The organism is Stappia sp. MMSF_3263 (assembly GCF_030733745.1).
Classification (GTDB): Bacteria; Pseudomonadota; Alphaproteobacteria; order Rhizobiales; family Stappiaceae; genus Stappia.
Map to the genome: position 1 here is coordinate 1 of NZ_JASHIK010000003.1, position 13,226 is coordinate 13,226.

The window sequence follows — 13,226 nt, forward strand, 5'->3', positions numbered from 1 at the left end:
GTCCGGGTCGCGCCGCCGGGTGCATGCGATCAGAAAAAGGCCTGCAGGCCGGTCTGGGCGCGGCCGAGGATCAGCGCATGGACGTCATGCGTGCCCTCGTAGGTGTTCACCGTCTCCAGGTTCTGGGAGTGGCGCATCACGTGATACTCCTCCTGGATGCCGTTGCCGCCGTGCATGTCGCGAGCCTGGCGGGCAATGTCCAGCGCCTTGCCGCAATTGTTGCGCTTGACGATGGAGATCATCTCCGGCGCCACGCGGCCCTCGTCGAAGAGGCGGCCGACACGCAAGGACCCCTGCAGGCCGAGTGCGATCTCCGTCTGCATGTCGGCGAGCTTCTTCTGGAAGAGCTGCGTCTGCGCCAGCGGCCGGTTGAACTGCTTGCGCTCCAGGCCATAGTTGCGCGCCCGGTGCCAGCAGTCCTCGGCCGCGCCCAGCGCACCCCAGGAAATGCCGTAGCGGGCCCGGTTGAGGCAGCCGAAGGGGCCCTTCAGGCCGGAGACGTTGGGCAGAAGCGCGTCCTCGCCGACCTCGACACTGTCCATCACGATCTCGCCGGTGACGGAGGCGCGAAGCGAGAGCTTGCCGCCGATCTTCGGTGCCGACAGGCCCTTCATGCCCTTGTCCAGCACGAAGCCGCGGATCGCCCCGTCATGGGCTTCCGACTTCGCCCAGACGACGAAGACATCGGCGATCGGCGAATTGGAGATCCACATCTTGGATCCCTTCAGCCGGTAGCCGCCGTCGATCTTCTCGGCGCGGGTGCGCATGCCGCCGGGATCGGAGCCGGCATCCGGCTCGGTCAGGCCGAAACAGCCGACGAATTCGCCCGAGGCGAGCTTCGGCAGGTATTTGCGCCGCTGTTCCTCGCTGCCATAGGCATAGATCGGATACATGACCAGCGACGACTGCACCGAGTTCATCGAGCGGAAGCCGCTGTCGACGCGCTCGATCTCGCGGGCGACGAGGCCATAGGCGACATAGGAGGCGGCGGCGCAGCCGTAATCCTCCGGCAGGGTCACGCCGATCAGGCCGAGCTCGCCCATCTCGTTGAAGATCTCGCGATGGGTGCGCTCCTGGCCGTAGGCCTCGAGCACGCGCGGCATCAGCTTTTCCTGGGCGTAGGCGCGGGCCGTCTCCATGATGAGGATCTCGTCCTCGTTGAGCTGGTCGCGCAGCAGGAACGGATCGTCCCACGCGAACCGCCCACCTCCGGTCGGATCGGATTTCGGCTTGGTTGCGGCCTGTGCGGTCATGTTCTGTCTCCTCCTGGCGGGCCGGCTTGCGGGGCGCGGAAGCGCGCCGCCATACCGTCATTCCTGGCCATAAAGCCCGGTTTTCCGCCCCGGGCCGGTGTTGATCGCGAGGCCGAAGTGTCTGGCCTGTGCAGGCTTGCGCAAAGTGATATGTTGTCCCGACTTCATGAGCGAATGGAATAGGTTTTGAAACGCGGTTTCGTTCCCCACGCCGACAGCCTGATCGCCTTCGAATGCGCGGCCCGCCATGGCAGCTTCACCCGCGCCGCCGAGGAGCTGCACCTGACCCAGGGCGCGGTGTCGAAGCAGGTGCGCCATCTGGAGGTGCGTCTCGGCGTCGAATTGTTCAAGCGGGTGCGTCAGCGCATCGTCCTGACCGACGCCGGCCGGCTCTATCTGCACGATGTGCGCGGCGCGCTGGAAAGCCTCACCGCCGCCACCCGGCAGGTGATGTCCTTCGCCGGCAACGAGGACGTCCTCAACCTTGCAACCCTGCCGTCCTTCGGCACCCACTGGCTGGCGCCACGCCTCGCCGGCTTCATCGCGGCGCACCCCTCGGCGAGCTTCAATATCGCCGTGCGCCTGCGGCCCTTCGACTTCGCCAAGGAGCCCTTCGACGCGGCGATCCATTACGGCGATCCGGTCTGGGCCGGCGCGGTGGCCGAACCGCTGTTCCGCGAGGAGGTGGTCGCGGTGTCCTCCCCGTCCTTCCGCGCCCGCCACCGCATTTCAGGCCCGGCCGATCTCGCGGGCCTGACGCGGCTGCACCAGTCGACGCGGCCGCTTGCCTGGCGGCAATGGTTCGAGGCTGCCGGCGTCGACACGGATCTCGCCTTCCAGGGGCCGCGCTTCGAGCAGTTCGTGATGATGGCGGAGGCCGCGGCCAACGATCTGGGCGCGGCCCTCGTGCCGCGCTTCTTCGTCTCGGAGGACCTGGCCAGCGGGCGCCTGGTGCAGTTGTTCGACACGGTTCTCAGGCTGCCGTCCGCCTATCATCTGGTCTATCCGGAAAACCGGGGCTTGCGGCCGGTGGCGGCGCGCTTCCGGGACTGGCTGCTGGCCGAGGCCGCCGCCGGCAATGGCGACAGGGCCTGGCTCCCGGGTTGAGACAGGACGTGCGGGCGGCGGCGTCAAGGCATTGAACACAGGGAAAGTTGTTCAGTCTTCACCGGATGTGGGAGAGCTTGTGCAGCCGCGCGGACGGGGTGGCGGGATCGTGCAGGTTTCGCGGCGTTCGGACGCAAGGCAAAATTTCGGGTTTGCATCCCGCGCGAATCCTGCTGGTATCTGACTGTCTTCGTAAAGGAGATGCGGCGGTCCTGACCGTGGGGTTCCCCCCCTCCCTCCCTGCGGTCAGGACCATTTTTTTGTCGCGGCCGCTTCCATCCCGAACGATCTCCCGGACCATGGTCATTTCGCGTTGAGCCAACGCTGTCACCCGCAGGCGGGTGCCTTTCTGCCGGCGACGGTGACGCGCACCCGCGTCACGCCCCTGTTGATGAACTTCAGCTCCCGCGCCGCCCGCCGCGAGACGTCGATCACCCGGCCGCGCACGAACGGGCCGCGGTCGACGATGGTCAGCGTCACCGACCGGCCATTGGCAAGATTCTCGACGGTCACCCTTGTGCCGAATGGCAGCTTGCGATGGGCCGCGGTCATCTTTTCCGGGTCGGCCATCGCGCCGCTCGCCGTGCGGCCGCGCAGCTCGTACCAGGACGCACCGCCGCACTCGGCCGCGGCCAGTGCCGGTGCCGCTAAGGCAGAAACTGCCGCAATTACGTATAGGCAAGGCTTGCGAATCATTTCAGGCCACTCATACTCGGAGTCTTGACAGATTTTCGGAGCGCGTCTCTACGGCTCCATCAATTGACGAGTCTATTGGGGCATGATCATTTTTTATGACCTTGTTAAGGCGGGGGCCGGGTCTCCGTCGTACTGTTCGGGGCTTTGCTTTGGGCATGGGGCAGGCGGCGGCAACGCCATTCGCGACGGAAATCCGCGATGAGCGACAAAGGCAAGGGGGGCGGCGCGACGGGATCGCGCGAATGGACCGGCAATCTTCACGCCGCGATCATTGCCGCGTCGCAGGACCCGATTTACTTCTGTTCGCCCGACTATATCATCCGCGAGGCAAACGAACCCTACGCCGCCATTGGTGGCTTCACGCGCGAGCAGGCCATCGGCCGCACCGTGCAGGAAGTTGCCGGCGCGTCGGCCTTCGAACATCGCAAGCCTTATCTGGCCAGGGCGCTCGCCGGCGAGGCCGCCGTCCTGCAGGACTGGATGAACGTGCCGGGATTCGGCCGCCGCTTCTTCGATGTCCGCTATCAGCCCGTTCACGACGATGACGGCATGCTTCTGGGGGTCGCCGCCTATGGCCGCGACATCACCGACCTGAAGCAGGCCGAGGAGGTGCTGCGCCTCTACGAGAACGTCATCAACCAGATGTCGGACCGTCTTTCGATCATCGACCGCTCCTTCCGTTACATCCTCACCAACGAGAGCAATGCCCGGTGGCATGGTCGGCCCCGCGACGCGTTCCGGGGCCTGCAGCTGATCGGCATGGTCGGCGAGGAGCGCTTCCACGCCGAAATCCTGCCGCGCCTCGAACGCTGCCTTGCCGGTGAGACGGTGGAGTATCACTACGACGACACCGCGCCGGACGGATCTTCGGTGGTCATGGGTGCCCGGCTCGAGCCGTTCCGCAATTCGGTCGGCGAGATCGAGGCGGCCGTCGTCACCTTGCGCGATGTCACCGAGACCCGCCGTCTGTCAGACAGGCTGGAACGGCTGACCCTGCAGGACGACCTGACCGGCATTGCCAACCGCCGCGCCTTCGAGAAGTGGCTGGAGCGGCGCGTTGCCGCCTTTCGTGCCGGCGAGATCCCCGGCTTCAGTGTCGTTTTCATCGACCTCGACAGTTTCAAGCTGGTCAATGACACCGTCGGTCACGGTGCCGGCGACCGGTTCCTGCAGGACATCGCCCGCATTCTCGTTCAGTTCGCCGGCGAGGATGTCTGCGTGGCGCGCATCGGCGGCGACGAGTTCGGTCTCATCATCGATACCGAGGACGGGGTCGCCGCCCATGCGATCTGCAACCGCCTTCTCTCCGCCTTCGAGGTGCACCGCTTCAACTGGGAGGGCATGACCTTTCGCAGCAGCGCCAGTGTCGGGCTGGCGACGGTTGCCCCGCTCGCCGGGCAGGACGGCGGGGACAGGCTGGAGCAGGCGGTCACCGTCGGGCGGGTGCTGCAATGGGCGGATTTCGCCTGCATGCAGGCGAAGGCCGCCGGTGGTCACAGGATCGTTGCCCATGACGGTGCGGATCGTTCCGGCGAGGACCGCAAGGCGGAGATGCGCCACCTGCTGGCGGTGGAAAAGGCGATTGCCGAGGACGGTTTCCTGCTTCATCAGATGACGGTCGTCGACCTGGCCACCGGTTCGCCCGCTATGCGCGAGGTCCTGCCCCGGCTCGCCGGCGCCGACGGCGGTCTGCACGGACCGTCGATGATCCGCGCCACGGCCGAGCGGCACGGGCTGATGCGGGCGGTCGACCGACTGGTCCTGTCTGCCGTTCTGGCCCGGCTGGAGACCGCCGAGCCCGGTCTCGACATGCCGGTCTGCCTCGATCTTTCCTCCGAGTCGCTGCACAGCCCGGTTTTCGCGCGACTGCTGTTGGACCGGCTGGAGCACCACGCCTCGATCCCGCCGCTGCTCGTCTTCGAAGTGTCCGAGAGCGTGCTTGCCCGTCTCAAGCCGGAGGCCTGGTCCTTGCTGTCCGACCTGCGCGACCGGGGTTGCCGGGTCGCGCTCGACCATTTTGGCCGGGGCTTTGCCTCTTTCACCCAGCTGCGCGCCAATGCCTTCGACCTGATCAAGATCGACAGGGTGCTGACCGCGGGCCTCGCCAGCGATCCCGTCAAGCGGGCAGCGGTGTCCGGCATCGTCGGCCTCGCCGAGGCGCTCGGCCTGCCGACGGTGGCCGAATATGTGACCGAGCCGCTGCATCTCGACATCCTGCGCGGGCTGGGCGTGACCTATGCCGAGGGGCACGCCGTCGCCCCGCCGCAAGCCTGGAGCTGAGGGATCTGAAGCGGTGGCAGCGGGGGTCGCGCCGGCTCACGTTTCCTGCATCCACTCGGCATCCGTGGGGAAGCGTTGCCCGGCTTCCCGTGCCAGCGCATCCGCCGCGCCATCCTCTCCGCCTGCCCGCAGGGCCGCGATCCGCTCCCGCCAGAACGTCTTGAGCCAGCGCTTGGGCAGGGCCCGTGCGCCCGGGCTCGCATCGATCGTCGCCTGCGCCAGGGCCAGTTCCGCTGCGGCCTCGGCCGGCGCGCCGATGCCGGCGAGCGCCCGCGCCACTTCCAGCGCATGGCCCGGGTTGCGGGCGCGATAGGGATCGCGCCGCGCCGCCGCGATGGCATCCGGCGTCAACCGCCCTGCGGCCCGCGCCGATGCGAAGCCGGAGAATCTTGCAAGTTCGGCGTCGGTGTCGGATGAGATCAGGCCGCGCTCCGCGCAAAGCGCCGCAAGATCCCGGTCGAGCCCGGCGATCAGCTTGCGGGCGATGTTGAGCGTGTAGAGATGGTCGTGGCTGGCATGGGGCGAGGCGAGCCGCAGCACGCGGACGCCCGCCGGTAGCGGCCTGTTGGCGAGCGCCGTCGCCCCGCCCGCATCGACCGGATCGAAAATGCCGAAGACCAGTGTGACGGGCATCCCGGCCGCCGCCAGCGGGCCGGCAAGGCCTGCTGCCCGCGCCATTGCCGGCGCGAAGACCCTGGCGCTCTGGCTGCCCGGCTGCCCGAGCACCAGCTCCGGACCGAAGGCGAACGCCTCGCCGTCGCCGCGCCGCAGCGCCGTTGCCAGTGCCCCGTGCGCGCCCTTGGAGGCGCCGTAATAGACGATGCGTCGGGACGATGACGCGGCCTCGACGGCGCGCGCGATCTCGCGGTCGATCGCCGCCTCGCAGCCAAGATACCAGACCGGGTCGGGGCAATTGAGAAACAGGCAGGCATGCCGGGTGTTGGCAAACAGCCGCTCCAGGCCGAAGCGGCCCTCCGGCACCCGCATCTGCGAAAAGACCACGGCGAGAATGCCGGCACTGTCCGCGCGCGGCGCCGGGCGAAAGCGCCAGGAGAGGCCGGTTGCCGCATCGCACCCCTCGAAGCCGGCCGCGTCCCCCGTCATCGTCGCCTCAGATCTCCGGGCCGATCCAGAAATCGGCGCGGGTCGCCTTGCGCGGCTTGCGCGCCTCGGCGATATGGGCTGTGTCCGGATCGAGCGCGGCGAAGGCCTCGTACTGGGTCAGGAACACCTCCCCGTTCAGGTGCTTGAGGAAATCCGTGCGCTGCAGCCGGTCCATCACCGGCCCCTTCACTTCCGAGAGATGGAAGCCGACGCCCGCATCCAGCAGCCGCCGGTTGATCTCCTCCAGGCTCTCCAGCGCCGAGGCGTCGATCTCGTTCACCGCCGGGCACATCAGCACCACATGCTTGAGTGCCGGCCGCTCGGCGACGAGTTCGGTCAGCCGGTCCTCCAGGAAGCGGCTGTTGGCGAAGAACAGGCTCTCGTCGACGCGCACGGAAAGCACCTTGTCGCCGGTGATCACCTTGTGCCGGTTGACGTTTCGGAAATGCTCGGTGCCCGGCACGATGCCGACGATCGCCATGTGCGGGCGCGAGTTGCGGTACAGATAGAGCGCCAGCGACACGGCGACGCCGGTGACGACGCCGGTTTCCACGCCGAAGCCGAGCGTCACCGCGATGGTGCCGGCCATCGCCGTGAAGTCGCTTTTCGAATAGGCATGCACCCGGGCGAGCGCCTTGAAGTCGACCAGCGACAGCACCGCGACGATGATCGTCGCCGCCAGCGTCGCCTGAGGCAGGTTGGCGATCAGCGGCGTCAGGAAGAGGGTCGCCATCGCGATGCCGACGGCGGTGAAGGCGCCGGCGGCGGGTGTCGCCGCGCCCGCGTCGAAATTGACCACCGAGCGGGCAAAGCCGCCGGTCACCGGATAGCCGCCGGACAGGCCGGAGGCGAGATTGGCCGCGCCCAGACCGATCAGCTCCTGGTCGGGAACGATGCGCTGGCGTTTCTTGGCTGCCAGGGTCTGCGCCACGGAGACGGATTCGACGAAACCGATCGCCGAGATCAGCAGCGCGGGTCCGGCAAGCTGCGACCACAGCGCGGGGTCGAATCCCGGGAGCGCCGGCACCGGCAGGCTGGAAGGGATCGCGCCGACGAGCTTCACGCCCTTTTCGCCGAGGTCGAATATTTCGGCGGCGGCGGTCGTTGCCGCCACGGCGGCCACCGGTCCCGACTTGGCGATGATGTCGGCAGTGCGCGGACCAAGCCCGGCGCGCAGCAGCAGCGGCTTCAGCCCGCCCCGCACCCAGAACAGGAAGGCGGTGGCGGGAAGCCCGACGGCCAGCGTGTAGGGATTGGTCTCGCCGATCCGGGAGACGAGGGCGCTGGCGATCTCCACCAGCGTGTGCCCGGAGGCCTGGATGCCGGCGAGATGCTTGATCTGCGACGCGGCGATGATCAGCCCGCTTGCGGTGATGAAGCCTGAAATCACCGGATGGCTGAGGAGATTGGCGAGAAATCCGAGCCTGAGCAAGCCCATTGCGACGAGCATCAGGCCCGACAGCACGGCGAGCGCGATCGCCGCGCCCAGATATTCCGGCGTGCCCTGCGCCGCGATGTTGCCGACGGCCGAGGCGGTCATCAGGGAGACGACCGCGACCGGCCCGACGGCCAGCGCCCGGCTGGTGCCGAAGATCGCATAGGCGACCAGCGGCAGGATCGAGGCATAAAGGCCGATCTCCGGCGGCAGTCCGGCGAGCAGCGCATAGGCCAGCGATTGCGGGATCAGCATGATCGTGACGATCACCGCGGCGACCAGGTCGTCGGTCGCCGTGGCGCGCGTGTAGCTGCGTCCCCAGTCGAGGATCGGCAGGTAGGACGAGAGTTTTTTCATGTCGCTGTGTCGCTGCCGGATCCGGGGCGCGCGGGCGGCGCGGGAACCGCGCGCCCGGGCCGTTGTGTCAGCCGCCGGCCCTGGTGCCGGCCAGCTGCTGCAGCATCGGCACCAGGCCGGAGAGGTCGTAGCCCGCATCGGCGGCGAGCCCGACGATCTCCGACGCATCGCGTCGGCCCGCTTGCGACAGGGCCCAGAGGTTGATCGACCGCGTGCCGGTGCGGCAGAAGGCGAAGACCGGGCCACCGGCCGCGTCCATTGCCTGGCGGAAGCCGTCGATCAGCTCGGGCCTGATCCCGTCGCGGCCGAGCGGCAATGCCGTGTAGGCAAGGCCGGCGGCGGTTGCGGCGGCCTCGATCTCGTGGCCGCCCGGCTGGTCGGGCGCCTCGCCTTCCGGCCGGTTGTTGATGATGGCGACGAAGCCGGCCGCGCGGATCGCGTCGACATCGGCGGGTTCGATCTGGTAGGCGACGGTGAGCGTGTCGTCGACCCGGGCGCTTTGCATTTCTGTCTGTTCCTTACAATCCGTTGACCGGCACCTTGAGGAAGGTCTTGCCGCTGTCGTCCTTGGGCGGCAGTTTGCCGGCGCGCATGTTGACCTGTATCGAGGGAATGATCAATTTCGGCATGTCGAGCGTCGCGTCGCGCGCCGTCCGCATGGCCACGAATTCCTCTTCCGTGACCCCGTCGCGCGCGTGGATGTTGTGCGCCCGCTCCTCGCCCACCGTTGTCTCCCAGCGGATGTCGCGGCCGTTCGGGCCGTAGTCGTGGCACATGAACAGGCGGAAGTCCTGCGGCAACGCCAGCACCTTGCGGATCGAGCGGTACAGCTCGCCCGCATCGCCGCCGGGGAAGTCGGCCCGCGCCGTGCCGCCGTCCGGCATGAACAGCGTGTCGCCGACAAAGGCGGCATCCCCCATCACATGGGTCATGCAGGCCGGCGTGTGGCCCGGCGTGTGCATGGCGAAGCATGTCATCCCGCCGACCTTGTAGGTGTCGCCTTCGCCGAACAGGTAGTCGAACTGCGAGCCGTCGCGCTGGAATTCGGTGCCTTCGTTGAAGACCTTGCCGAACGTGTCCTGGACGATGCGGATGTTCTCGCCGATGCCGATCCGTCCGCCGAGCTTTTCCTGGATATAGGGCGCCCCCGACAGGTGGTCGGCATGGACATGGGTCTCGATCAGCCATTCGAGCTTGAGGCCCTTCTCGCGGATATGCGCGATGATGCGGTCGGCCGATTCAAAGAAGATCCGGCCGGCGGCGTAGTCGATGTCCATGACGCTGTCGACGACGGCGCAGGCATCCGAACCCGGATCCTGAACGACATAGGAGATCGTGTTGGTCTGCGGATCGAAAAAGGCGGTGACCTCCGGCTTCGTCGCCGGGTCGATCGGATAGGTTGTGTCGGTCATGGCTGGTGCTCCGTGATGGCGCGGTCGGGGTCCGTGCGGCCGGCGCTGTCTCAGGCGGCTCGCGGGCGGGAGGGCGCGCGGGTTTCGATTCTTCTTGCCGCGATCATGCCAAGGATCATTGTCGAGACAAAGACGAGAGGCTCGATACGGCCGAGGCCGAGCGCCGGCACCGCCCCGCCGGGGCAGAAGCCGGTGATCCCCCAGCCGATGCCGAACAGGGCCGCGCCGCCGATCAGCCGCGCATCGAGCACAGTCTTGTTCGGCAGGTGAAAGCGCGCGTCCGCGAGCGGGGCGGGGCGCCGCAGCACCAGCCGGTAGCCGATCGCCGTGACAACGAGCGCGCCGCCCATGACGAAGGCGAGGCTCGGATCCCATGTGCCCTCGGCAATGCCGCCAAGATCGAAGAAATTCAGTACCTTGGCCGGATTGGCCATGCCCGAGATCAGGATGCCGGCGCCGAAGACGAGGCCGGCGGCGAAGGAAAGCGCGATCCGCATCATGGGTGTCAGCCTCCCGCCACATGGCGCAGCACGAAGACGGTTGCCGCCGTCGTCGCCATGAAGACGAGCGTTGCCGCGATCGAACGCTTCGACAGGCGGGCCATGCCGCACACGCCGTGACCGGAGGTGCAGCCATTGCCGTAGGAGACGCCGATGCCCACCACCAGGCCGCCGACGGCAAGCAGGGGGAGGGAGACAGGCACGTCGATTTCCGGCATCCGGCCCGTGGCCAGGTAAAGCAGCGGCGCGGCGGCGACCATGCCGGCGAGAAACGCGACCCGCCAGCCCCGATCCGCCGGGAGAGGCGGCAACAGGCTGCCGACAATGCCGGCTATGCCGGCGACGCGGCCAAGCCCGGCCATCAGCAGCACCGCGGCAACGCCGATCAGCAGGCCGCCGGCCGTGGAGGAAAGGGGGGTGAAGTCATTCATCTGACAGTCTCGCGGCGTGATATTTCAAGATCGGGGAGGGCCGACGGATCACGGAAACTGTCAATTGCACTAAAGCACAGTTGCGACCATCCGACCCGTAAGGGGTTTATCGAATTGGCAATATAAGAGAATCAATTAAATTAGCAAGAATGAATATTCAAGAAATGGAAGATAACGCCGATCAGGCGGCTGCGCTGCTGGCGTCGATGGCGAATTCCCGCCGTCTGATGGTGCTGTGCCATCTTGTTTCAGGCGAGTGTTCGGTCGGGGTTCTGGCCCAGCGGGTCGGCCTCAGCCAGTCGGCGCTGTCGCAGCATCTGGCGCGCATGCGCGCGCAAGGGTTCGTCGATGCCCGCCGCGACGGCCAGACGGTCTATTACCGCCTTGCCAGCCAGAAGGTCCGGGCCTTGCTGGAAACGCTTCACGGGCTCTACTGCTCGCCCGCGTCCTGACGCTTTACCGGTCGAGCCCGCCCAGCACCACGCCGGAGCCGTCGCGGCGGCTGCGCAGTGCCGTGCCCGGCAATCCCGGCAGCGGGTTGTCCTTTGCTTCCGGCAGGTCCCGGTCCGTGCGCGGTGCCGACAGCTCGTTGAGCGGCCTCAGGATCCGCTCGTGGATCAGCGAGCCGACATAGATCGGCTGCATGCCTGCCTCTCCCCGGCGAACCTCGTAGCGGGTCGGCCACAGGCGCAGCACCCAGCGTCCGCCCGGCGCCGGCTCGCCGTCCTGTCCGGTGTCTCCGCCGCCGCTCTCCGGTCCCTTGCTGTCGCTGTCGCGGCGCACCAGCACCAGTTCCGCGCCGCGTCCGTTGTGGACGCGCGGCAGCGCCGGCAGGTCTTCCGGCGCGGTTTGTCCCGTAAGGAAGCCGGCAAACGTGGTCAGCGACCAGCCCTGCGCCGGCATGTAGCCGGCCGGCGCCAGCGCCTCGGCCAGTGCCTTCGGGGTGCCGCTCCATTGCAGGATCAGCGGTTCCTCGCGTTCGCCGTTGAGCTCGATGCGGTGCGAGGGCAATTGCCGCCAGCCGTCGGCAAGCCAATCGTCGGCCGACATCGACACCACCGGCGTTGCCGGCCGGTACATGGCCGCGGTCCGGTCGAAATTGCGCATGACATGCAGGCCGCCGACGGTTGCCAGCGTTACGCAGGCAAGCCCTGCCAGGGCCCAGCGCCCGATCTTCTCGTTGTGGATCGAACCGAAGACGAAGGCGAAGGCGGCCACCATCGCCGTGCCGAACGCCAGGCCGCCCACCACGTCGCTCATCCAGTGGGCGCCCAGATAGATGCGCGAAAAGGCGACGCCGCCGATCAGCGGCACCGTGATCGAAAAGACGCCTGCCTTGGTCAGGGGCGAGCGGTCATGGGCGACGAGCACCGCGATGATGCCGTAGAGCACCGTCGTCAGCGTGGCATGGCCGGAAGGAAAGGACAGCGCATCGGCGCCGGAATAGATGTCGATCGGCCGCTCGCGGTGGAACAAGAGCTTGAACAGCGGCACGAACACCGCCGCTCCGGCGATCGCGATCAGCAGCCCGCTCGCCCGCCGCCAGGCGCGCCGGGCGAAGAGATAGGCGACCACCACGGCAGCGACGCAGGCGGTGACGACGCCGTCGCCCAGCATCGTCAGGAAGGTCATGATGTCGTCGCCGACGGGGGTCCGCAGGTCGTGGAACAGGTTGCGGATCGCGGTGTCGGCGCGGTTGAGGCCGTTGTCGGGCGAGATCGCCGCGGCCAGCGCGACGAAGAGCGGCACCGTGATGATGATCGCCAGCGCCGAAAGGATCATGCCGGCCGAGCGCGGATGGCTGGGGTCGAGCGCCCGGGCCAGCCACTTGGCCGCCCGGTGTTGGCGCCGGGCCAGCCAGTCGACGGTGCGCAGCCGGCTGCCGGCATAAAGCGGCAGCACGATCAGGATCATCCAGCGTGCGATCATCACGGCCAGGAACAGCAACACCATGAAGACGCCGAGCATCGTCGCCAGCCGTCCGCTGATCTCGCCGAGTGCGCTGAAGGCGGTGCCGGCGATGACGCCCGGTCCCAGGTGGACGATGCTCCAGGCGATCGCCGAGGTGACGTTGATGAAGGTGAAACGCCCCGCCGGCATGCCGACCATGCCGGCGATGCCGGGCACGATCGCCTTCACGCCCGGCACGAAGCGACCGATGAAGACGCTCTTCCCGCCATGACGCAGGAAATAGGCCTCTCCCCTGTCGACCAGCGTCCGGTAGCGGTTGAACGGCCAGACCGCCTTGATCCGGTCCTTGTAGAAATGGCCGATCCAGTAGGAGATGGCATCGCCCGCGATGGCGCCCAGCACCGTCCAGATGAAGATCGGCCAGGGGTCGAGCTTGCCGAGCCCGACCAGCGTCCCGGCCCCCACCAGCACCACGGTCGAGGGCACGACCATGCCGATGATGAACAGCGCCTCGCCCATGGCGATCAGGAACACGACGGCATTGGCGAGCGTCGGGTGCTCGCCGATAAAGGCGACGAGCTGGTTGAGAAGGTCGGTCACGGATCGCTGCTCGGCATCATTGCAAAATCGCTGAAGGGTGGTGCGGCCACCGGGATGAAACGATGCCCAATGGTGCAGGGCCCGCTACATGTACGCGCTGCGGGGCGCTCCGCCAATCCTTGGCCGCGCCGTTTTCTGCG

Annotated in this window: 12 protein-coding genes; 3 read left to right on the top strand and 9 right to left on the bottom strand. The window is 67.6% G+C overall.

Annotated elements, in window-relative coordinates; genetic code table 11:
- Positions 1-29: 29 nt before the first annotated feature.
- Entirely contained in the window at positions 30-1,253 is a 1,224-nt protein-coding gene (locus tag RBB46_RS04655; RefSeq protein WP_306027734.1) for an acyl-CoA dehydrogenase, read from the bottom strand.
- A 186-nt stretch (positions 1,254-1,439) separates the two neighbouring features.
- On the opposite strand from RBB46_RS04655, the gene RBB46_RS04660 reads away from it, so the two are divergent.
- Positions 1,440-2,360 (top strand): LysR substrate-binding domain-containing protein, encoded by a 921-nt coding sequence (locus RBB46_RS04660; RefSeq protein WP_306027735.1) that lies wholly within the window; start codon positions 1,440-1,442, stop codon positions 2,358-2,360.
- Positions 2,361-2,687: 327 nt separating this feature from the next.
- On the opposite strand, the gene RBB46_RS04665 is transcribed toward RBB46_RS04660, so the two are convergent.
- Positions 2,688-3,056: a septal ring lytic transglycosylase RlpA family protein gene (locus RBB46_RS04665; protein WP_306027736.1), complete on the bottom strand. Its 369-nt coding sequence runs from the start codon at positions 3,054-3,056 to the stop codon at positions 2,688-2,690.
- A gap of 198 nt (positions 3,057-3,254) precedes the next feature.
- Between RBB46_RS04665 and RBB46_RS04670 the strand changes: the two genes are divergently transcribed.
- Complete coding sequence (locus tag RBB46_RS04670) at positions 3,255-5,336, top strand: GGDEF and EAL domain-containing protein (RefSeq protein WP_306027737.1); 2,082 nt, start codon at positions 3,255-3,257, stop codon at positions 5,334-5,336.
- 36 nt (positions 5,337-5,372) lie between these two features.
- Here RBB46_RS04670 and RBB46_RS04675 read toward each other — a convergent pair whose 3' ends face one another.
- The 6 genes from RBB46_RS04675 to RBB46_RS04700 all read right to left on the bottom strand — a co-directional run bounded on the left by RBB46_RS04675 (position 5,373) and on the right by RBB46_RS04700 (position 10,575).
- On the bottom strand, positions 5,373-6,440 hold the full coding sequence (locus RBB46_RS04675) for a hypothetical protein (protein WP_306027738.1): 1,068 nt from the start codon (positions 6,438-6,440) through the stop codon (positions 5,373-5,375).
- A gap of 7 nt (positions 6,441-6,447) precedes the next feature.
- On the bottom strand, positions 6,448-8,232 hold the full coding sequence (locus tag RBB46_RS04680) for a SulP family inorganic anion transporter (protein ID WP_306027739.1): 1,785 nt from the start codon (positions 8,230-8,232) through the stop codon (positions 6,448-6,450).
- Between the two features lie 67 nt (positions 8,233-8,299).
- Positions 8,300-8,737, bottom strand: coding sequence for a TIGR01244 family sulfur transferase (locus tag RBB46_RS04685; protein WP_306027740.1), 438 nt, complete (start codon positions 8,735-8,737; stop codon positions 8,300-8,302).
- A 13-nt stretch (positions 8,738-8,750) separates the two neighbouring features.
- Positions 8,751-9,644, bottom strand: coding sequence for an MBL fold metallo-hydrolase (locus RBB46_RS04690; protein WP_306027741.1), 894 nt, complete (start codon positions 9,642-9,644; stop codon positions 8,751-8,753).
- Between the two features lie 50 nt (positions 9,645-9,694).
- Positions 9,695-10,141: a YeeE/YedE family protein gene (locus RBB46_RS04695; RefSeq protein WP_306027968.1), complete on the bottom strand. Its 447-nt coding sequence runs from the start codon at positions 10,139-10,141 to the stop codon at positions 9,695-9,697.
- Positions 10,142-10,149: 8 nt separating this feature from the next.
- Positions 10,150-10,575, bottom strand: a complete 426-nt coding sequence (locus RBB46_RS04700; protein ID WP_306027742.1) for a YeeE/YedE family protein — start codon at positions 10,573-10,575, stop codon at positions 10,150-10,152.
- Between the two features lie 164 nt (positions 10,576-10,739).
- Between RBB46_RS04700 and RBB46_RS04705 the strand changes: the two genes are divergently transcribed.
- Entirely contained in the window at positions 10,740-11,027 is a 288-nt protein-coding gene (locus tag RBB46_RS04705; protein ID WP_306027743.1) for a helix-turn-helix transcriptional regulator, read from the top strand.
- A gap of 4 nt (positions 11,028-11,031) precedes the next feature.
- On the opposite strand, the gene RBB46_RS04710 is transcribed toward RBB46_RS04705, so the two are convergent.
- The gene (locus tag RBB46_RS04710; protein WP_306027744.1) at positions 11,032-13,086 is read right to left on the bottom strand and encodes a bifunctional DedA family/phosphatase PAP2 family protein; all 2,055 of its coding nucleotides are present in this window, start codon (positions 13,084-13,086) and stop codon (positions 11,032-11,034) included.
- Positions 13,087-13,226 lie beyond the last annotated feature (140 nt).

Excerpts from the sequence above, each read along its gene's own strand:
- RBB46_RS04690 (WP_306027741.1), bottom strand. The coding sequence starts at position 9,644 with ATGACCGACACAACCTATCCGATCGACCCGGCGACGAAGCCGGAGGTC.
- RBB46_RS04700 (WP_306027742.1), bottom strand. The coding sequence starts at position 10,575 with ATGAATGACTTCACCCCCCTTTCCTCCACGGCCGGCGGCCTGCTGATC.
- RBB46_RS04665 (WP_306027736.1), bottom strand. The coding sequence starts at position 3,056 with ATGATTCGCAAGCCTTGCCTATACGTAATTGCGGCAGTTTCTGCCTTA.
- RBB46_RS04670 (WP_306027737.1), top strand. The coding sequence starts at position 3,255 with ATGAGCGACAAAGGCAAGGGGGGCGGCGCGACGGGATCGCGCGAATGG.
- RBB46_RS04685 (WP_306027740.1), bottom strand. The coding sequence starts at position 8,737 with ATGCAAAGCGCCCGGGTCGACGACACGCTCACCGTCGCCTACCAGATC.
- RBB46_RS04675 (WP_306027738.1), bottom strand. The coding sequence starts at position 6,440 with ATGACGGGGGACGCGGCCGGCTTCGAGGGGTGCGATGCGGCAACCGGC.
- RBB46_RS04655 (WP_306027734.1), bottom strand. The coding sequence starts at position 1,253 with ATGACCGCACAGGCCGCAACCAAGCCGAAATCCGATCCGACCGGAGGT.
- RBB46_RS04680 (WP_306027739.1), bottom strand. The coding sequence starts at position 8,232 with ATGAAAAAACTCTCGTCCTACCTGCCGATCCTCGACTGGGGACGCAGC.
- RBB46_RS04705 (WP_306027743.1), top strand. The coding sequence starts at position 10,740 with ATGGAAGATAACGCCGATCAGGCGGCTGCGCTGCTGGCGTCGATGGCG.
- RBB46_RS04695 (WP_306027968.1), bottom strand. The coding sequence starts at position 10,141 with ATGCGGATCGCGCTTTCCTTCGCCGCCGGCCTCGTCTTCGGCGCCGGC.